Annotated in this window: 14 protein-coding genes; 7 read left to right on the forward strand and 7 right to left on the reverse strand. The window is 66.4% G+C overall.

The window, feature by feature from the left end; translation table 11 throughout:
• Position 1 precedes the first annotated feature (1 nt).
• Both AC3WOB_RS20630 and AC3WOB_RS20635 read left to right on the forward strand, forming a co-directional pair.
• The gene (locus AC3WOB_RS20630; protein WP_492276039.1) at positions 2-1,960 is read left to right on the forward strand and encodes a MacB family efflux pump subunit; all 1,959 of its coding nucleotides are present in this window, start codon (positions 2-4) and stop codon (positions 1,958-1,960) included.
• Positions 1,961-1,965: 5 nt separating this feature from the next.
• Entirely contained in the window at positions 1,966-3,402 is a 1,437-nt protein-coding gene (locus AC3WOB_RS20635) for an efflux transporter outer membrane subunit (RefSeq protein WP_013391667.1), read from the forward strand.
• Positions 3,403-3,769: 367 nt separating this feature from the next.
• Here the strand turns inward: AC3WOB_RS20635 and AC3WOB_RS20640 are convergent, their stop codons facing one another.
• Positions 3,770-4,606 (reverse strand): IclR family transcriptional regulator, encoded by an 837-nt coding sequence (locus AC3WOB_RS20640; RefSeq protein ID WP_492276040.1) that lies wholly within the window; start codon positions 4,604-4,606, stop codon positions 3,770-3,772.
• Between the two features lie 62 nt (positions 4,607-4,668).
• On the opposite strand from AC3WOB_RS20640, the gene AC3WOB_RS20645 reads away from it, so the two are divergent.
• The 4 genes from AC3WOB_RS20645 to AC3WOB_RS20660 all read left to right on the forward strand — a co-directional run bounded on the left by AC3WOB_RS20645 (position 4,669) and on the right by AC3WOB_RS20660 (position 9,272).
• On the forward strand, positions 4,669-5,916 hold the full coding sequence (locus tag AC3WOB_RS20645; RefSeq protein WP_492276041.1) for a CaiB/BaiF CoA transferase family protein: 1,248 nt from the start codon (positions 4,669-4,671) through the stop codon (positions 5,914-5,916).
• Positions 5,916-7,148: a CaiB/BaiF CoA transferase family protein gene (locus AC3WOB_RS20650; RefSeq protein WP_492276042.1), complete on the forward strand. Its 1,233-nt coding sequence runs from the start codon at positions 5,916-5,918 to the stop codon at positions 7,146-7,148. The genes AC3WOB_RS20645 and AC3WOB_RS20650 overlap by 1 nt, the downstream gene beginning before the upstream one ends.
• Before the next feature lie 82 nt (positions 7,149-7,230).
• Positions 7,231-8,007, forward strand: coding sequence for an enoyl-CoA hydratase/isomerase family protein (locus tag AC3WOB_RS20655; protein WP_492276043.1), 777 nt, complete (start codon positions 7,231-7,233; stop codon positions 8,005-8,007).
• Between the two features lie 422 nt (positions 8,008-8,429).
• Positions 8,430-9,272 (forward strand): tRNA threonylcarbamoyladenosine dehydratase, encoded by an 843-nt coding sequence (locus AC3WOB_RS20660; RefSeq protein ID WP_492276044.1) that lies wholly within the window; start codon positions 8,430-8,432, stop codon positions 9,270-9,272.
• 9 nt (positions 9,273-9,281) lie between these two features.
• Here the strand turns inward: AC3WOB_RS20660 and AC3WOB_RS20665 are convergent, their stop codons facing one another.
• The 3 genes from AC3WOB_RS20665 to AC3WOB_RS20675 are packed head-to-tail and all read right to left on the reverse strand — an operon-like array spanning position 9,282 to position 11,346.
• Complete coding sequence (locus AC3WOB_RS20665) at positions 9,282-9,593, reverse strand: non-heme iron oxygenase ferredoxin subunit (protein ID WP_013391673.1); 312 nt, start codon at positions 9,591-9,593, stop codon at positions 9,282-9,284.
• A gap of 17 nt (positions 9,594-9,610) precedes the next feature.
• On the reverse strand, positions 9,611-10,084 hold the full coding sequence (locus tag AC3WOB_RS20670; RefSeq protein ID WP_013391674.1) for an aromatic-ring-hydroxylating dioxygenase subunit beta: 474 nt from the start codon (positions 10,082-10,084) through the stop codon (positions 9,611-9,613).
• A gap of 2 nt (positions 10,085-10,086) precedes the next feature.
• Positions 10,087-11,346, reverse strand: a complete 1,260-nt coding sequence (locus tag AC3WOB_RS20675; protein WP_492276045.1) for an aromatic ring-hydroxylating dioxygenase subunit alpha — start codon at positions 11,344-11,346, stop codon at positions 10,087-10,089.
• 211 nt (positions 11,347-11,557) lie between these two features.
• Between AC3WOB_RS20675 and AC3WOB_RS20680 the strand changes: the two genes are divergently transcribed.
• A complete protein-coding gene (locus AC3WOB_RS20680; RefSeq protein ID WP_013391676.1) occupies positions 11,558-12,460 on the forward strand; it encodes a LysR family transcriptional regulator in 903 nt (300 codons plus the stop codon).
• Here AC3WOB_RS20680 and AC3WOB_RS20685 read toward each other — a convergent pair.
• The 3 genes from AC3WOB_RS20685 to uvrA all read right to left on the reverse strand — a co-directional run bounded on the left by AC3WOB_RS20685 (position 12,457) and on the right by uvrA (position 20,083).
• Positions 12,457-13,089: an aminotransferase class IV family protein gene (locus tag AC3WOB_RS20685; protein ID WP_013391677.1), complete on the reverse strand. Its 633-nt coding sequence runs from the start codon at positions 13,087-13,089 to the stop codon at positions 12,457-12,459. The genes AC3WOB_RS20680 and AC3WOB_RS20685 overlap by 4 nt on opposite strands.
• Positions 13,090-13,178: 89 nt before the next feature.
• On the reverse strand, positions 13,179-14,315 hold the full coding sequence (locus AC3WOB_RS20690; RefSeq protein WP_492276046.1) for an aminodeoxychorismate synthase component I: 1,137 nt from the start codon (positions 14,313-14,315) through the stop codon (positions 13,179-13,181).
• A gap of 5 nt (positions 14,316-14,320) precedes the next feature.
• The gene (uvrA, locus tag AC3WOB_RS20695; RefSeq protein ID WP_492276047.1) at positions 14,321-20,083 is read right to left on the reverse strand and encodes an excinuclease ABC subunit UvrA; all 5,763 of its coding nucleotides are present in this window, start codon (positions 20,081-20,083) and stop codon (positions 14,321-14,323) included.
• Between the last annotated feature and the right edge of the window lie 218 nt (positions 20,084-20,301).

Raw genomic sequence — 20,301 nt, forward strand, 5'->3', positions numbered from 1 at the left:
CATGAGCGGGCCTCTGATCTCGCTGACGGGCGTACGCCGCGAGTTTCCCGCGGGCGAGCAGACCATCGCGGTCCTGAAGGACATCAACCTGACCATCGAGGCCGGCGAGATGGTGGCGATCGTGGGCGCGTCCGGTTCGGGCAAGTCCACGCTCATGAACATCCTGGGCTGCCTGGACCGGCCGACCCGCGGCGAGTACCGGGTCGACGGGCGCAGCACGGGCGAGCTGGATCCGGACGAACTGGCTGAATTGCGCCGCGAACATTTCGGCTTCATCTTCCAGCGCTATCACCTGCTGTCCGACCTGACGGCGCAAGGCAACGTCGAGGTTCCGGCGGTGTATGCCGGCAAGCAGCGCGAGGCGCGCCTGGCGCGCGCCGACGAACTGCTCAAGCGGCTGGGCCTGGGCGACAGGTCCAGGCACCGTCCCGGCCAGCTGTCCGGCGGCCAGCAGCAGCGCGTGAGCATCGCGCGGGCGCTGATGAACGGCGGCGACATCATCCTGGCCGACGAGCCGACCGGCGCGCTGGACACGCACACCGGCCAGGAAGTGCTGCGCATCCTGGAAGAACTGAACGCCGCCGGCCACACCATCATCATCGTCACGCACGATATGAACGTGGCCCGCCATGCCCAGCGCATCATCGAGATCAGCGACGGCGAGATCGTCGCCGACAAGCGCAACCCCGATGCGCCGCGGACCGAGCGCATCAAGGAAGACGCGCCGGCGCTGGCCGCGCGGCCTGTCTGGCAGGCCTATCTGGACCGTTGCCGCGAGGCGCTGCGCATGGCGCTGCTGGCCATGAACGCGCACCGGCTGCGCACCTCGCTGACGATGCTGGGCATCATCATCGGCATCGCGGCCGTGGTGTCGGTGGTGGCCCTGGGCGAGGGCTCGCGCCGCAAGATCCTGGACGACATCAGCGAAATCGGTACCAACACGGTGGAGATCTTTCCCGGCAAGGATTTCGGCGACGAGAAGGCCGTCAACATCCGTACGCTGGTGCCAGCCGACGCCGATGCCCTGGCGCGCGAATCCTATGTGGACAGCGTGACGCCGGAAGTTTCCACCAGCAACACGCTGCGCTACCGCAACGTGTCGGTGAACGGCGTGATACAGGGCGTGGGCGAGCAGTATTTCCGCGTGCGCGCCATCAAGCTGGCCCAGGGCAAGTTCTTCGACGAAACCAGCGTGTTGCGGCGCGCCCAGGAAGTGGTGATCGACGACGCCACCCGGCGCAAGCTGTTCGGCTCGCATACCGAGCCCATCGGGCAGGTGGTGTTCCTGGGATCGATGCCGGCGCGCGTGATCGGGGTGACGCAGAAGAAGGACACCGTCTTCGGCAGCAACGACACGCTGAACGTGTGGGTCCCCTATACCACCGCGCTGTCGCGCGTGCTGGGCCAGCAGCATCTGAAGAGCATCACGGTGCGCGTCAATGACGCTTCGCCGCCCGCCGCGGCGGAACAGGCCATCGTGCGCGTGCTGACGCGGCGCCACGTGACCAAGGATTTCTTCGTGTTCAACACGGACGCGATCCGCAAGACCATCGAACGCACCACCGCCACCATGACTTTGCTGGTGTCCATGATCGCGCTGATCTCGCTGATGGTGGGCGGCATCGGCGTGATGAACATCATGCTGGTGTCCGTGACCGAGCGCACCCGCGAGATCGGCGTGCGCATGGCGGTGGGCGCGCGGCGCAGCGACATCATGCAGCAGTTCCTGATCGAAGCGGTGCTGGTGTGCCTGATCGGCGGCGCCATCGGCATCGTCCTGTCGCTGGGGCTGGGCGTGCTGGTGTCCAAGGCCACGCGCGGTTCGTTCCAGATGGTTTATTCCACGGCATCGATGGTGGCGGCATTCAGTTGCTCGACCTTGATCGGTGTGCTTTTTGGCTATTTGCCGGCGCGCAATGCGGCGCGCCTGGATCCCGTCGAGGCCTTGGCCCGGGAATGAGGAAGATGAAAGCGGTTTCCCCGATCTGCAAACCTGCCGTCCTGGCCTTGCTGCTGGCCCTGGGCGGCTGCGGCAGCCTGCTGCACACCGACTTCGAGCCGCCGTTGACCTCCACGCCCGCGGCCTGGTCCCATGCGCCGGCTGGCAGCGCCCAGCCTGAGCCGCTGGCCGATGGCGGCGAGTGGTGGCGCAACTTCAGCGATCCTACGCTCAACGGTCTGGTCGATGCCGCACTGGCGCGCAACAACGATCTGGCCGCCGCCGCGATCCGGGTGCGCCGGGCCCAATACCAGGCAGGGATTACCGAGGACAAGCTGTTGCCGCAACTGGGCGGCAGCGCCGATGTGACGCGCAACCGCAACCTGTACGGCGATCGAGCTATCTCCCGGACCAATGCGGCGCAGCTCACCGTCAGCTACGAAGTAGACCTGTGGGGCAAGCTGTCCAGCCAGCGCGACGCGGCGCAATGGGACGCGCTGGCGACCGAGCAGGACCGCCAGAGCGCCGCGTTGTCGCTGGTGGGCACCACCGCCACGCTGTACTGGCAGACCGCCTTCATCAACCAGCGTATCGCCAGCAGCGCCGAGAGCATCGCCTACGCGCGCAAGACGCAGGACCTGGTGCGGGCGCAATACGCGGCGGGCGGCGCGTCGGCGCTGGAAATGGCCGAGGCCGAACAGACCGTAGCCAGCCAGGAAGCCGCGCACGCGCTGCTGGTGCAGCAGCGGGTGGAATACGCGAATGCGCTGGCCATCCTGTTCGACGGCCCGCCGGACCGCATGATGGCCGATCCCGCACGGCTGCCGCAGTATCCGCTGCCGCAAGCCCGCGCCGGCGTGCCAGCGGAACTGCTGGGCCGCCGCCCCGATCTGCGCGCCGCCGAGCTGCGGCTGCGCCAGTCCCTGTCCACGGTCGACGCGACCCGCGCGAGCTTCTACCCGCCGTTGACGCTGACCGGCGCGTTGGGAAGTTCGAGCCCGACGCTGTCCGATGTACTCAAGAACCCGGTCGGTTCGCTGGGCGCGGCGCTGACGCTGCCGTTCCTGCAATGGAACCAGATGCAGCTCAACATCAAGATCTCCAAGGCCGACTACGAGGAGCGCGTGGTGAACTTCCGGCAGGCGCTGTACCAGGCGATGGCGGATGTCGAGAACGCCTTGTCGAACCGCACCCAGCTGCGCTTGCAGGGCGAGCAGCTGGACGCGTCGTTGAAGGCGGCGCGCGAGGCTGAGCGGCTGTACGAAGTGCGCTATCGGGCGGGGGCGGTGCCGTTGAAGGACTGGCTGGATGCGCAGGAGAAGCGGCGGGTGGCTGAGGTTTCCCGGGATGAGAATATGTTGAATCGGTTGGTGAATCAGGTGACGGTTTATCAGGCGCTTGGTGGGGATGATGATGGTCGAGGCGGTTCGGGAGTTGCTGCTGGCGTTGCGGCGGGTTCTTGAGCCGTCTGGCGCGTCGGGGGCCTGGGGCGCGCGGGGCAACGATTGCGGTCCGGAGCCTTCGCTCCGGACTGCCCCATCGTCATCCTCGTCCTCGCCTTCGGCGACTCCTACGGATTCCCTCGGGCTTATCGACGCCCCGCGCGCCCCAGGCCCCCGACGCGCCAGACTCCACTTTTGAAACTTCACGTCAACTGGGTCGGGCTGGTCTTCGTAGGGTTCTCGCCGACGGTGGGGATGGGCGAGGATCTTGCGGTGCCCGCCCCAGGCCGGCCGCCCGGGCGGCCTCTTGGGGCTTATGCGGTATCTTGCGGCGGGCGCTGCCGTTGCCGCTGCTAGTGATGTGGGCTCGTCTGGAGATTGGCGGCGACTAGCTGGCTCTGCCAGCTAGTTCGGCCTCGATCTGCGCGACTGCGTCGGTGAGGTAGCCGGCAACCAAAGTGCTGCGATTCTGGTCCAGGCGGGCTGCGATCGCCGTGACGCTGATCGCGCCGACGGGGGCGCCATCCGGTTGGCGTATCGGGACGGCCACCGTTCTGACGCCGGGGATCTCGAGCGCGTCCTTGATGACGTATCCGCGTGCGCGCGCTTCAGCCAGATCGCGCTGCAGTTCCTCGGGGCTGTAGCGCGGGAACCGTTCTTTACTGCGGGCGTCATTGATATCGCAGATTCTTTGCGCTTCGGACTCGGACAAGGCGGACAGGATTGCCAGGCTGCCGCCGCCCACCGTAAGCGGTCGGCGGCGGCCGACATCCAGGATCAGGGCCTTGATCGGAAAGCTTCCCTCGGCTCGATCCATGCAGACGCCGTCGAACTTGGAGCGCTCGATGAGAAAGACCGTATCGCCGGTCTGTTCCGCCAACACTCTCAAGTACGGATGGCATACGTCTCGAACGGCCATTCGCGGCGCGGCGGCAAGGCCCATTTCGTACATGGCGGCGCCAAGAAAATAGCGCTTGCTGGCGGCGTCCTGCCGCAGCATTCCTTCACTGAGCAAGCCTTGCAGGATGCGATGGACAGTGGGCTTCTCGATCTCACTCATTCTGTGCAGGTCGGTCAGTCGCAATCCCGTCCGGTTGTGCGTCGTGATCAGGCGCAGCAGCGCCATGGCGCGCCGGAGCGCTTGCGTGCCTGTGGCCGACTCGCGATCAGAAGGGGGCGGTTTTGGCATTTTCAATATATGGACCAAATTCCAAAGGCCAAGCATACCCAATCCACGAGGTACTGCGTAGAGTCTGCTCGTCCGCTCGTTAATGATGAGTCCAATATATGGAAAATAGAATTTCTAGGCAGACGGCCTTGCAAGGGCTGCGCGTCCTGGACTTCTGCACGCATGCGACGCAGTACTGCGGGAAGCTGTTAGCCCAACTCGGAGCAGAAGTGATCCTCGTCGAACCTCCGGCGGGGTCTGCAACCAGGCGCAACGGGCCGTTCATCGGCGATGCGCCTCACACGGAACGCAGCTTGTCGTACGCGTACCTCAACCAGGGCAAGAAGAGCGTCTGCCTGGACCTCTCCCGGCCAGAAGGTCGTGATCTGGCGCTGCGGCTGGCCCAGACTGCCGACATCATGATTGAGGACCAGGGCGTAGGCGTGCTGGAGCGCTTCGATCTGGGCTATGCAGACCTCTGCGCGGTACGCCCCAGCCTGGTTCTGACCCGCATCAGCCCTTACGGCCTGACAGGGCCGTATGCCACGTATGCCGGCGATGACCTCTCCACCTTGGCGATGGGCGGATTGCTGTATCTGGGCGGCTATCCCGATACGGAACCGCTAGCCGCATACGGGCAGCAAGCCTACCTGGCGGCGGCGCAATTCGCTGCGGTGGGTTCCTTGATCGCGCTGTGGGAATGCGAAACCCATAGTGGCAGCGGACAGTTGGTCGACGTGTCGATACAAGAGTGCGTATCGATGGCCTTGGAGAATGCGGCACAGTTCGTCGACCTCGAGGAGACCGTGCGGCGCCGGAATGGCGGCCAGCAACGCCAGGCGGGTACCGGCGTATTTTCGTGCCGCGACGGCATGGTCTACCTGATGGCGGGCGGAATCGCCGCCAATCGTTTTTGGGCCGCCACGGCCAAATGGCTCATGGATGCCGGCGCTCCCGGCGCTGCCTCGCTGCTGGAGCCCCAGTGGCAGGATCCCGAGTTTCTTGCGAGTGACGGCGCCAAGGAAAAATTCGAGCAAATTTTCCTGCCGTACGCCGCCACCAGAACAAAGGCGGAACTGTACGCGGACGGGCAGCAGAGACGAATTCCCATTTGCCCGGTCAGCACCAGCGCGGATCTCTTGGTCAATCCGCAACTCCGGCATCGGCATTTCTTCCAGATGACGGCACACCCGTACACGGGCGCGTCCTTTGCCGTGCCTGGCGCTCCCTATCGCCTGACTGAAACGCCGTGGCAGCTGGGCGCTCCAGCTCCCCGCCTCGGAGAACACACGGCATCGATCTTGAGTGAACTTGGAATTGAATTCATGGACCAGGAAATCTTGCTGCTTTCGGGGGTCACTGCGTGATGAGCGATAGCAAATCAGCGGGGCCGCTGAGCGGCATCACCATCATCGATTTCACCTGGATAGGCGCGGGCTCCTTCACCACCAAGCTGTTTGCGGATTTCGGCGCCGATGTCATCAAGATCGAGAGCGCCGATCGCCTGGACTCGTTGCGGCAAGCCAAGCCCTTCAAGGACGGCCTGCCGGGCGTGAATCGCAGCGGCTACTTCGCCGACCGAAACTCCAGCAAGCGCAGCATCACCTTGAACCTCAAGTCTCCAGAGGCCTTGTCGGTGGTCCTGGAGCTGATCAAGGGCGCCGATGTCGTCGCCAACAACTTCACCCCTGGCGCCATGGACCGTTTGGGCCTGGGATACTCCGCGGTACGCGACTGCAACCCATCCATCATTTACCTGGCAATGTCGATGCAAGGCGATGAAGGGCCGCAGGCGAGCTACCTGGGTTACGGCCTGACCATGGGGGCGCTAACCGGCCTGCAACACTTGTGCGGCCTGCCCGGCCGTCCGCCCGCGGGAACCGGCACCAACTTTCCCGACCATATTCCCAACCCCACACACGCCGCCGTCGCCGTGCTATCGGCATTGCGCCATCGCCGCCGCACAGGCCAGGGACAGTACATCGACCTCGCGCAGATCGAACCCACGATCGCGCTTCTTGGCACCGCGGTCGCCGAATACTCCGCCAATGGCCGGGTCGCGGCCGCACGCGGCAATCTGCACGAGCCGTTTTCTCCGCACGGAGTCTATCCATGCGCGGGAATAGATCGCTGGATCGCCTTGTCCGCCAAGAACGATCGCCAGTGGCATGGACTACAGACCGCGCTCGGCAACCCCGTCGCGCTGCAAAACGCCGACTACGGGACGCCTGGCCTGCGCCTGCGCCATCGTTCCCAACTGGACCAGGACATCGCCCGCCTGACCAGAGGCGAGGCCGGCCACGCCCTGATGGAACGAGCGCAGGCGCAAGGTGTACATGCCGGACTGGTCCAAGACGCGGCGGACGTTCTACGCAACGACCCCCAACTCGCGCATCGCGGCCATTGGCGCTGGCTGGATCATCTTGAGATGGGCGTGTCCGTCTACAGCGCGCCGCCCATGAAGCTTTCCCGGACGCCTGGTGATGCGAGGTCTCCAGCGCCTTTGCTGGGACAGCACACAGACCAGGTCTTGAAAGAGCGGCTCAGGCTGAGCGACGCCAGGATTGCGGAATTGCGCGGCATCGGAGCGCTGCGATGAATCCGGCACGGAAGGCGCCGGCCTACGCCGCGAATTCCATTGGAAAGCGGCTGCCGTCCAGGCCAGGAAAAGAGGATGCATCATGACAGTACATACCCATGTGGACGACGGCGTCGCAACCATCACGCTTGATCGCCCGGAGGCGATGAACGCCATAGACCCGGAGACGCGGGCAGAGCTCCGCACGGCATTGGCAGGCATCTCCAACGATGACACGATCCGTGTGGTGATCTTGACCGGGGCTGGTGACAAGGCTTTCAGCACGGGCTCCGATCTGAAGAAGACCATGCCCCCAAAAGAAAGCTTCGCGGAGCTGACTTTCGGCCGCAATCAATCCGACTCCATCATTGCGGCCATGAAAATCGCACAGCCGATCATCTGCGCCATCAACGGCCATGCGATTGGAGGAGGGCTGGAGCTCGCGCTCGCTTGCGACATCCGCATCGCTTCAAAAGACGCCAGCTTCGGATTGTCCGAAGTCCGCATCGGCAGCATACCCAGCGGCGGCGGAACGCAGCGTCTGCCACGGGCCATCGGATTATCCAGCGCAATGCTCCTGCTACTTACCGGTGACCGCATCGACGCCGACGAAGCTCTGAGAATAGGACTGGTCAGTCGTATCGCCCCGGCCGAGGACCTTCTGCCCATGGCTCAGGCCATAGCCCGCCGTATTGCATCGAACGCGCCGCTCGCCGTTCGAGCCGTCAAGCGATTGGTCCGGGAAGGCATGGAAATGCCGCTCGATGGCGCGATCGAACTTGAACGCTACGCCTTCGGCGTGCTGCGGGACACGCAAGACCGCATCGAGGGGCGACGCGCATTTCAAGAGAAGCGGGCGCCGCAATATCGCGGACGCTAAGCCATCACTTGGCCCCATCTGCTTCGAATGGCTCACCCGTCCGCAGCACCCCCCACATATCCACAGACGCCCCGCACAACACCCATATGCCAAAGCAGGCCGCCTGCGCGGCCGTCTTTGGCGTCCCCGCAAGATCTTTCGCTCCTTCTCGTCCGGGGGATGAGAACGTCAAGCACACCGTCCGTCCCTGCGGCCGGCAAGATTCAGCTGGCAGAGCCCGGCGCGGCGGCGCCCGGGGTGGGGTGGGGCGTCGATAAGCCCGAGGGAATCGGAAGGGAAGGCCGCAGGCCTGGACGACGATGACGACGGGGCAGTCCGGAGCGAACGCTCCGGACCGCAATCGTTGCCCCGCCCCACCCCGGGCGCCGCCGCGCCGGGCGTCTTAAGAACCAGAACACCCGCCTGCAATAAAATACGACTCCATGAGCATCCCCGACCCCATCCCGGACCCCGCCGCCGACCTCGACCGCCGCTTCGGCAGTCTCTCCCGTCTGTATGGCCCCGAAGCCCCAGCTCGTCTTCGCAACGCCCACGTGGCGATAGCAGGCCTGGGCGGCGTAGGTTCCTGGACCGTCGAAGCCCTGGCCCGCTGCGGGGTAGGCGCATTGACCCTCATCGACCTCGACCACATCGCCGAATCCAACGTCAACCGCCAGATCCATGCGCTGACCGCCACGCTGGGCCAGTCCAAGGTCGATGCCATGGCCGAACGCGTGCTGGCCATCAACCCGGAATGCCGGCTGACCCGGGTAGATGACTTTGTGTCGCCCGAGAACGTCGCCCAGGTCCTGCCCGGCCCTTACTCCGTCATCATCGACTGCACGGACCAGGCCGCAGCCAAGATCGCGATGATCCTGCATGCGCGGGAAATCGGCGTGCCCATGCTCTTGTGCGGCGGCGCCGGCGGCAAGACCGATCCGCTAGCCCTGCGCGCCGGCGACCTGTCCGCCGCGGTCAACGACGCCCTGCTGTCCAAGCTGCGCAACAAACTGCGCCGCGAACATGGTTTTCCGCGGGCCTCCGACCAGAATGGAAAAGCCTTGAAGCGCGTGCCGAAGATGGGCATCCACGCCCTGTGGTTCGACCAGCCCGCCATCCTGCCCGACGCCTGGACCCGCCCCACCGAAGGCGAGGACGACATGGGCGCCTCGGGCCAGGCCCTGGCGCCGCAAGGCCTGTCCTGCGCCGGTTATGGCTCGGTCGTGACCGTCACGGCCGCCATGGGCATGGCGGCAGCCAACGAAGCCCTGCGCCTGGCCGTCTGAACCGCTGCCCTACAACGCCACGAACACCACGCCGTCCTCGATCCTGACCGGATAAGTGGCAATGTTCTCGCGCAGCGGCGAACAGAGCGCGCGTCCATCGCGCACGTCAAAGCGTCCCTGATGCAGCGGACATTCGATTTCATGCCCCATCAGAAAGCCATCGCACAGCCGCGCATTGCCGTGCGTACAGAGGTTGGCGGTGGCGTAGACCTCGCCGTCCACGCCATACAGCGCGATTTCGCGGCCGCCGGCCTGCACGGCGATGACGTCTTCCTCAGGCACTTCGTCCCGCGCGATGGCCTTGATCCATTGCGTGCTCATAGCTGTCATGTCCTTGGTCAGATGGGATAGATAAGCGAATTCGGCACCAGCTCGCTGTCGAAGATGCACAACCGCGATTCGAACTTGAGCCCGTCCGGGCCGCGCCGAACCACGTCCAGGTAACGGCCCACGTTGAATACCGTGGTCAGCTGGCTGGGCTTGGTGCGGAACACGGCGTAGTTGGCCTCGGACTCGATGCGGTCGCCCTGCACCGACAGCACGCGCGGCGCGCCGACCACGTGGCGCTGGTAGTAGGGATCGTGGAAGATGGTGTCGGTGGCGCCGTAGATGCGGTCCTTCAGCATGCCGCGGCTTTCGAACGCCATGGTTGCCAGCGGATAGCCGCGCTCGTGGTTCTCGCGCGGCAGCACCTTGTACACGCAGTCCTCCAGGAAGAACTCGGGCCACTTCTCCCATTCTTCCGCGTCCAGTGCGGCGGCGTAGTCGTTGTACAGGCAGGTCAGTTGGTAGTAGAGGGAAAAGTCCAGCATCGTCAGGCCTCCATGACCCGCCGCCAATACGCGTACATGCCGCGGATCAGCGTTTCCGTGACCATGTGGTCGGTGTTCTCGGCGGTCTTGCCGCCCAGTTCCGCCACGCTGCGGTGCCAGGGCTTTTGTTCAAAGCCCGATTGCGAGAATTCGATGACCTCGCCATCGTCCGCCGACACGAAGCCCGCCGGGCCGAACAGATTGGCCTGGCGCAGGCGGCGGCGCGTCATCTCGGGCGTGTCCTCGGCGAAGCCGAAATGCGTCCACACGAAGTCGAAGGCGTCGTGGCCCACCGGCTGGATGTGGCGCGTGGACAGCGAGTTCACCTGCTGCTGGATGATGACGCTGGGGAACAGCGTCATCAGCACGGCGGTGGGGCCGTTCCACCAGGGTTCCGGCACGATGTCCAGGAAGCGGTCGTCGTTCAGCGACATCTGTTCCTTGAAGCTGGACACCCCGCTGGTCACGCTGCCCTTGCCCCCCTGGCCGCGCGTCGAGATCATGGCGGCGTGGCGCAAGTGCTGGTCCATCTTCAACTCGGAGCGGTTGTCCGCCCGCCACAGGCCGAAGGTGACGAACCAGGTGTGCAGCAGGCCAGGATGATAAGGATCCTTGATGTTCTCCTGCATCAGCTTCCAGTTGCCCGGGATGCGCTGGCGGCTGTAGCCATGGATCACCAGTTCGCGGCCATCGAAGACGCGGTCGAAGTAATGCAGGATGTCCGGACCCAGATAGTCCTCCAGCGGCTCCACGTCATGGTCGAACGAGGCGAACACCACGCCGTTGCGGCAGGCCACGGCCAGCTTGGTCAGGCCGTGCTCTTCCGGCTTGAAGTCGGGCGGCATGCCGCCATTGACCTTGCCGTCCTGCTTGACGCCGCGGCGGAACGGCACGCCGATCAGGTTGCCCTGCAGGTCGTAGTTCCACTGGTGGTACGGACAGACGAATTCGCTGCGGTTGCCGGAACGCTCGCGGCAGAACTGCACGCCGCGGTGGGCGCACACGTTCTCCACCACGCGCACCTGGCCGTCGTTGTCGCGCAGCAGGATGACCGAGCGTTCGCCCACGGCCGTGCGCTTGAAATCGCCCGGGTTGGGGATCTCGGCTTCCAGGCCCACATAGCTCCAGTGCGCGCGATAGAAGAACCGCTCCATTTCCCGCTGGTGCAGGGCGGCGTCGGTGTAGACGCCGAAGGGGATGCGGTGGGATCCGTCGGTTTGCCAGCGCGGGGCGAATTCGATCGGTTGCTCGGGGGCATTCATGATCCGCTCCGGCGACAGGGCGCGGCGGCGGGCAGCGTACAGGCACGCATGGCAGTCTCCTTGGTTCGGCGGACCGCGGGGGGCGGTCCGGCAGAGCCGGCGCGGCATGGGCGCTGGCGTTTGTTGCATCATCGGGCAGGCTGTGAAATAAATAAATAGAATCTGCATGATGAGATAAATCACCAGAATCAATATTGGTGGGGACAAGCCGATGAACCTGCAAGACGTGGACCTGAACCTGCTGGTGGTCTTCAATGAACTATGGAAGCACGGCCGGGTGTCCGCCGTGGCCGAGAGCCTGGGCATCTCGCAACCCGGCGTCAGCAATGCGCTGGGCCGGCTGCGCAAGCTGCTGGGCGACGAGTTGTTCCTGCGGACCTCGCGCGGCATGGTGCCCACGCCCTATGCGCAGGACCTGGCGCAGCCCATCGCCGCCGCGTTGGAAGCGCTGCACAGCACCCTGAACGCCCGCGCTGCGTTCGACCCGGCGCACAGCGGACGCGCCTTTGTGATCGGCGTGAACGACGTGGGCGAAAGCTACTTCCTGCCGCGGTTGATGCGCGCGCTGGACCGCGCCGCGCCGAATGTCACGGTGCGCACCGTGCGCACCACCTCGATCGACGTGAAGGACGAAATGGAGCGCGGCCGCATCGACTTGGCCATGGGCTTCCTGCCCGACCTGAATAGCGGCTTCTTCCAGCGCCTGCTGTTCCGCCAGCCCTATGTGTGCATCTTCCGCCGCGATCATCCCCTGGCGCGCACCGGCGTATCGGCCCGCCAGTTCCGTGCGGCCGAGCACGTGGCCATCGCATCGGAAGGCACGGGTCACGGCGTGGTGGATCAGGTGATAGGGCAGGCCGGCATCCGCCGGCGCCTGCGCCTGACGGTGCCGCACTTCATCGCGGTGGGGCCGGTGCTGGCCGCCACCGACATGATCGCCGTGGTGCCGCAGCGTTTTGCCGACTGCGCCTGCGGCCCGTTCGGCCTGGCGACCGCGCCCTGTCCGGTGAAGATCCCGGAGTCGGTCATCAATGTGTTCTGGCACGCCCGCAACCACCGCGAGCCGGCCAACCAGTGGCTGCGGCAGGTGGTGGTCGACGAGTTCGCGGACTAAGCCTCGCGCAGCGTGACGGGAAGCCAGCCGCGTAGCGCGTTGGAGAGGCGGATTTCCTCGGCGGCGTGCAGGTCGGCCAGGGTCAGCACGCGTTCCTCCACCTGGCCCGTTTCCAGCAGTTCGGCGCGCTGCACGCCCGGCAGGCAGCCGCTGTCGACGGGCGGCGTGTACCAGTCGCCGTCCAGGCGCAGATAGACGTTGCTGCGGCTGCCTTCGCAGAGCTCACCGCGCTCGTTCAGGTACAGCAGGTCGAAGATGTGAGGATGCGAGGGCAGCCATTCGATGGTCTTGGTGTACCAGGGGCGGTAGGTGGTTTTGTAGCGCAGCAGCGGCTCGGAAGAGCGCAGCGCTTCGGGCGCCAGCATGGCTTCCTGCACGGCCGGCAGGGGTGGCAGCGGCGCGGTCTGGATGTTGCGGCTGCCGTCGCGCGCCACCAGCAGGCGCAGCCGGTACGGCCCGGGGGTGGACAGGCCCAGCGCGGTGATCATGATGTCGGCCTCGACGGCCCGGCCGCCCCAGCCATAGCCCAGGGCCTTGCAGGAGGTTTCCAGGCGCTTGAGGTGGCGCGCCAGCAGCGGCACGCGGCGTTCGGCATCGACCAGGATGGTCTCGATCAGTTCGGGTTGCATGGGAGTCTCCTGGTGTGTAGATGCCGCGGGCGCGCTCTATCCTACTACCGATGTCCGCGCCGGTGGCGCGGGCGCCAGGACAGGTGGCTTCAGGTCCGCAGGATCCGGGCTTTCCAATGGCATTCCTGCCATTCCTCGGCCGGGTCGGAATCGTGCACGATGCCGCCGCCCACGCTGTAGATCCCATGTCCGGCCTGGTCCAGCACCAAGGTGCGGATCGCGACGTTCAGCGAGAAGTCGCCGTCGGGCGCCAGCCAGCCGATGCTGCCGCAATACAGGCCGCGCGGCGCCGTCTCCATCTGGCGGATGCGGCGCATGGCCGCCACCTTGGGGGCGCCGGTGATGGAGCCGCAGGGAAACAGCGCGCGCAGCACCTCTGCAAGCGTAGCCCGCGGCGCCAGCGCCGATACCGTGGAGGTCATGGTCCAGACCGTGGGGTAGCGCTCCAGCGAGAACAGGGCGTCGACCCGCACCGAGCCCGGCTCGGCCAGCCGGCCCAGATCGTTGCGCAGCAGGTCCACGATCATCAGGTTTTCGGCGCGGTTCTTTTCGCTGGCGAGCAGCGCCTGGCCCAGTCGTTCGTCCTCGGCCGGATCGGCGTGGCGTGGGGCCGTTCCCTTCATCGGGCACGTGGTCAGGCGGGGGCCGTCGCGGCGCACGAACAGTTCGGGCGAGAACGACAGCACCGTGCGCTCGCCGTCCTCGATGAACGCGCCGTGCGCCACCGGGTTGCGGGCCGCGATGCGCCGGTACAGCATGGCTGCGTCGCCCTGGAACTGCAGGTCCAGCGGCTGGGTGTAGTTCACCTGATACAGCTCGCCGTCGCCGATCAGGCCGCGGATGGCGTCGATCTGGCGCACGTAGTCGGCCTCGGTCATGCGCGGCGCGGGCAGGCTGAGGGCGGCGGGCGCACTGCCGGATTGCGGCGCGTCCCAGGGCGCTTCGTCCTGCTTGCGTTCGAACACCAGCGCCGTCAGGCGTGGCTTGCCGTCATCGCGCGGCGGCGTCCAGGGGCCGGCGGGCGGCGCCATGGCGGCCTCGGGCAGCAGCCATTCGCCCAGTTCGTAATCCAGCAAGAGGGCGATCCAGCGGCCCTGCCGCCGCTGCGCCTCGATGGCGGCCAGGGCGGGGGCGACCTCGGCGGCGCAGCGCGCCTCGATCCGCGAGCACAAGCCCTCGAACCGCAGCGCGCGGCCGGCCAGCCGGTCTTCAAAACGACATTGCATGCTTCTTACTGCTGTTGATGTGCCAGGAATTCCTTCAGGACCCGTCCGGTATGGGAGTGGTCGCTCAGGGTCATGACGTGTTCGGGCGAGCCTTCGCCCACCAGCTTGCCGCCGCCCGTGCCGCCTTCGGGGCCCAGGTCCAGCAGCCAGTCGGCCTCGGCGATCACGTCCAGGTTGTGCTCGATCACCACCACGGTATTGCCGGCTTCCACCAGGCGGTGCAGCACGTGGATCAGCTTCTCCACGTCGGCCATCGACAGGCCCACGGTGGGCTCGTCCAGCACGTAGAGCGTGTGCGGGATGCGCGAGGCGCGGCCGGTCTTGATCAGGCCGTCGGTCAGGCGGGCCTTGGACAGCTCGGTCACCAGCTTGATGCGCTGCGCTTCGCCGCCCGACAGCGTGGGCGAGGGCTGTCCCAGCGTCAGGTAGCCCAGGCCCACGTCCTGCATCAGCTGCAGCGGGCGGTGGATCTTGGGATGCGCCGCGAAGTAGCCGATGGCGTCGTCCACTTCCATGGACAGCAGCTCGCCGGCATTCTTGCCGCGCATCTGTGTGCTGAGCGTGTCGTGGTTGAAGCGCGCGCCGTTGCAGGCGTCGCAAGGCACCTTCACGTCCGGCAGGAAGTTCATCTCGATGGTGCGCATGCCCTGGCCTTCGCAGATCGGGCAGCGGCCGTCGCCGGTGTTGAACGAGAAGCGCGCCGCCGTCCAGCCGCGCATGCGCGCTTCACGGGTGTCGGCGAACTGCTTGCGCACGTCGTCCCAGAAGCCCACGTAGGTGGCCGGGCAGGAGCGTGGCGTCTTGCCGATGGGCGTCTGGTCCACTTCCAGCACACGGTCGATGGCTTCCCAGCCCTTGATGCTGTCGCAGCCCGCCCAGCCCGGCGACTTGCCTTGCGAGACGGCCTGCATCAAGTTGTCCAGCAGCACTTCGCGCGCCAGCGTGGACTTGCCCGAGCCCGACACGCCGGTCACCACGCTCAGGCGGCCCACTGGAATCTTCGCGTCCACGCTGCGCAGATTGTGCAGGCGGGCGCCCTTGATCTCGATCATGGGCGTGTCGGCCTCGACCGGCCGGCGGCCTTGCAGCGGATGCTGCAAGGGTTTGGCCAGATAGCGGCCGGTGACCGATTCGGGCGCGTCGATCAGATCCTGCGCGCTGCCCTGGGCCACTACGCGGCCGCCGCGGATGCCCGCACCCGGGCCGATGTCGATGATGTGCGAGGCGCGGCGGATGGTGTCGTCGTCGTGTTCCACCACCACCAGCGTATTGCCGTTGCCTTCCAGGCGCGCCAGCGCGTCCAGCAGGATGCGGTTGTCGCGCGGGTGCAGGCCGATGGTGGGCTCGTCCAGCACGTAGCAGACGCCCTGCAGATTGGAGCCCAGCTGCGCGGCCAGGCGGATGCGCTGAGCCTCGCCGCCGGACAGCGTGGGCGCGGCCCGGTCCAGCGCCAGGTAGTTCAGCCCCACTTCTTGCATGAAGTTCAGGCGTCCGCGGATTTCCGTGAGGATGTCGCGGGCGATCTCGCCTTCGCGGCCGCGCGCGACCAACCCCGTGAAGAAGGTATGCGCGTCCGACACCGGCAGCGAGGCCAGTTCGGCGATGGACTTGTCGCGCCAGCGCACGGCGCGGGCCACCCGGTTCAGGCGCTCTCCGTCGCATTGCGTGCAGGCTTTGGCCTCGCCTTCGTACCAGGCGTTCCAGGCGGTTTCCTCGCCGGTCTGCTCTTCGTCGAAGCCTTGCAGCTGCAGGCCCGTGCCGAAGCAGCCGGTGCACCAGCCATGCTTGGAGTTGTACGAGAACAGGCGCGGATCCGGCTCGGGGAAGCTGGTGCCGCAGGACGGGCAGGCGCGCTTGACCGAGAAGTGTTGCTGCTGCAGGTCGCTGTCCAGCGCCTCGTGCAGCTTGTTCACCGGCCAGACCACCGACATGACGCCTTGGCCGTTCTCAAGTGCGCTCTTGACCGCGGCGCGCAGCTCGGCCTCATTGGCGGGGTCCACCACCACGTCTGCTACCGGCAGTTCGATGGTGTGTTCCTTGTAGCGGTCCAGGCGCGGCCAGGGGGTAACGGGAATGAACTCGCCGTCCACGCGCAAGTGCGAGTGGCCCTTGGATCCGGCCCATTTGGCCAGGTCCGTGTAGTAGCCCTTGCGGGCCGTGACCAGCGGCGCCAGCAGGCCGATGTGCACGCCCCTGTGCTCGCGCAGCAGGCGCGCCACGATCTGGTCCGTGTTCTGCGGTTCCACCGCCACGTTGCAGTCGGGGCAGTACTGCGTGCCCAGCTTGACGTACAGCAGGCGCAGGAAGTGATGGATTTCGGTCATCGTGGCCACGGTGGACTTGCGTCCGCCGCGGCTGGTGCGCTGTTCGATGGCGACCGTGGGCGGGATGCCGAAGATGGCGTCCACGTCCGGCTTGCCGGCCGGCTGCACGATGGCGCGGGCATAGGCGTTGAGCGATTCCAGATAGCGGCGCTGCCCTTCGTTGAACAGGATGTCGAAGGCCAGCGTGGACTTGCCGGAACCGGACACGCCGGTGATGACGGTGAACTTGTCGCGCGGAATCTCCACGCTGACGTTCTTCAGGTTGTGCTCGCGGGCGTTGCGGATCTCGATCGCCATATTGGCTTGGCGGCGTTCGCGCATGAGGGACTGCAGCGGGCGGCCCACGTCCGCGGCGTAGGCTTCGCCCGGCTCGGCGATGCGGGCCGTCAGCCCGGCCTGTTCGACCTCCTGCGCATCGGCGTCGCTGCTCACGACCACGTCGGCCGGCAGGATGCTGACCTCGTAGTCGCGCAGGGCGGCGCCGGTGTGCGACTTGGGGTTGTCCATCAGGTCCTGCGGCGTGCCGGTGCCGATGACCAGGCCGCCGGCGTCGCCGCCTTCGGGGCCCAGGTCGATCAGCCAGTCGGCCGCCCGGATCACGTCGAGGTTGTGCTCGATTACCAGCAAGGTGTGGCCGGCGGCCAGCAGCTTGCGGAAGGCGCGCATCAGCCGCGCCACGTCGTCGAAGTGCAGGCCGGTGGTGGGTTCGTCGAACAGGAACAGGCTGCCCTTCTTGGCGACCTTGGCGGTCGAGATGCCGCTGCGCGCCGCTTCGGCCAGGTGGCCGGCCAGCTTCAGGCGCTGCGCCTCGCCGCCAGACAGGGTGGGCACGGGCTGGCCCAGCCGCACGTATTCCAGGCCCACGTCGGCCAGCGGCGCAAGACCGGTCTGCACGTCGCGCAGGCCCTTGAAGAAGTCCAGCGCCTCGCTGACGGTCATCTCCAGCACTTCGTCGATGGACGCGCTCTTGCCCAGGTGTTCGACGCGCACCTCCAGCACTTCGGGGCGGAAGCGCTTGCCGTCGCAGTCCGGGCAGCGCAGGTACACGTCGGACAGGAACTGCATCTCCACGTGCTCGAAGCCGGTGCCGCCGCAAGTGGGGCAGCGGCCGTCGCCGCCGTTGAAGCTGAAGGTGCCTGCGGTGTAGGCGCGCTCGCGTGCCAGCGGGGCTTGGGCGAACAGCTTGCGGATCGCGTCGAACGCGCCCACGTAGCTGGCGGGGTTGGAGCGGGCCGTCTTGCCGATGGGGGTCTGGTCCACCATGACCACGTCGGCGATCTGCTCCGCGCCCAGCAGGCGGTCGAAGGCGCCGGGCGCTTCCGAGGGCTTGCCTTTCTGCTTCAGCAGGGCGGGGTAGAGCACGTCCTGCACCAGCGTGGACTTGCCCGAACCGGACACGCCGGTCACGCACACCAGGCGGCCCAGCGGCAGTTCGACCGAGACGTTCTTCAGGTTGTGCGCGCTGACGCCTTCCAGCAGCAGGCGCGGCGTGTTCGCCGCCACCGGCATGGGCCGCGGCGCTTCCACGCGCTGGCGGCCGCCCAGGTAGTCGCCTGTCAGCGTGCGCGCCGCGCGCAGCTGGGCCGGCGTGCCGTCGAAGACGATCTGGCCGCCGCGTTCGCCGGGGCCGGGTCCGATGTCGATGATGCGGTCCGCGGCCACCATGACCTGCGGATCGTGCTCGACCACCACCAGCGTGTTGCCGGCGTTGCGCAGGCGGTGCATGACTTCGACGACGCGGTGCATGTCGCGCGGGTGCAGGCCGATGGACGGCTCGTCCAGCACGAACAGCGTGTTCACCAGCGAGGTGCCCAGCGCCGTGGTCAGGTTGATGCGCTGCACTTCGCCGCCCGACAGCGTGCGGCTCTGGCGGTCCAGCGTCAGATAGCCCAGGCCCACGTCGCACAGGAACTTGAGCCGCGCGCGCACTTCGGTCATGAGCAGGTCGGTGGCGGCGTCCAGCGCGCCCGAGAACGACAGCGTGTCGAAGAAGATCCGCACGCGTTCGATGGGCAGCAGCATCACGTCATGGATGGACAGGCCGCCCAGGCCTTCGAGCTGCTCGCGGCTCCAGTTGGCGCCCACGGGCATGAAACGCTTGTAGCGGCCGTCTGCCGGCGGCAGCACGGTGTCGGCTTCTTCCTTGGTGCCCAGGCGCCAGAGCAGCGCATCGGGCTTGAGCCGCGCGCCGTTGCAGGTGGGGCAGGGCGTGTAGCTGCGGTACTTCGACAGCAGCACGCGCACGTGCATCTTGTAGGCCTTGGTTTCCAGCCAGTCGAAAAAGCGCTGCACGCCGTACCACTGGTGCTTCCAGGCGTCGTTGCCGCCCTTCCAGTCGGGCGTGCCGTACAGCACCCAGCGCTTGTGCTCCTCGCTCATGCTCTTCCATGGCACGCCTAGCGGGATGCCGGCCTTGGGCGCGTACTTTTGCAGTTCGTCCTGGCATTCCTTGTACGACGGCGTGGTCCAGGGCTTGATGGCCCCTTCCAGCAGGGTCTTGTTTTCGTCCGGGATGACCAGGCCGAAATCGATGCCGATCACGCGGCCGAAGCCGCGGCAGGCCTCGCACGCGCCCAGGGGCGAGTTGAACGAGAAGCTGCTGGGCAGGGGATCGGTGTATTCGATGTCGCAATCGGCGCAATGCAGGCGGTCGCTGTACTTCCAGATGTGGGCGTTGCCGCCTTCGGCGTCCATCACATAGACCGCGAGGTGGCCGGCGCCCATGCGCAGCGCGGTGTCCAGCGCTTCCATCACGCGTTCGCGCTCGGTGCCGGCGAAGCGGAAGCGGTCCTGGATCACGTGCAGGATGCGGCGCGATTCGGTGCCGCTCTTCGCGGCCTTGGATTTCTTGGCGCCCTTGGCCGGGGCGGCCGCGCGCGGCGCCGCGGTTTCCTCGGCGTGCACGCGGGTGTAGCCCTGTTGCTCCAGGAAGCCGCGCACCTCTTCTTCGGTGAAGTTGGAGGGGACGGCGATGGGGAAGGTCACCACCAGCCGCGGGTCGCCCGCGGCGGCGGCGCGCTCGGCCAGCGAGTGGTAGACGGAATCCGGCGTGTCGCGCCGCACCACCTTGCCGCAGCCGCGGCAATACAGCTTGGCGCCGCGCGCGAACAGCAGCTTCAGATGGTCGTTCAGTTCCGTCATCGTGCCGACCGTGCTGCGCGAGCTGCGCACCGGGTTGGTCTGGTCGATGGCGATGGCGGGCAGGATGCCCTCGATGCGGTCCACCTGCGGCTTGTCCATGCGGTCCAGGAACTGGCGCGCATAGGGCGAAAAGGTTTCCACATAACGCCGCTGGCCCTCGGCGTACAGAGTGTCAAAGGCCAGCGAACTTTTGCCGGACCCCGACACGCCGGTCACGACGACCAGTTCGCCGGTGGCGATGGTCAGGTCCAGGTTCTTGAGATTGTTCTGGCGGGCGCCAACGATGCGAATTTGGGAGCTCATGGACGGTATCGTAGCCTGAGGGGAGAGGCCTGCCCGAGCGACAACCCATCGCTGGTTCCGAGCGCGGCGATATGGAATAATTGACTATATTGTGAGTCACGCGTCCAACATATGGACAACCTTGATACTCACTAGCTGTACAAATAAACAGTATCGCAGATTCGTCTGACATTCGCGCTGTTCGGCTTGCACATTCTGCTGATTCATTGCTAAAGGCT

Source organism: Achromobacter sp. FW305-C-30-7 (assembly GCF_058783105.1).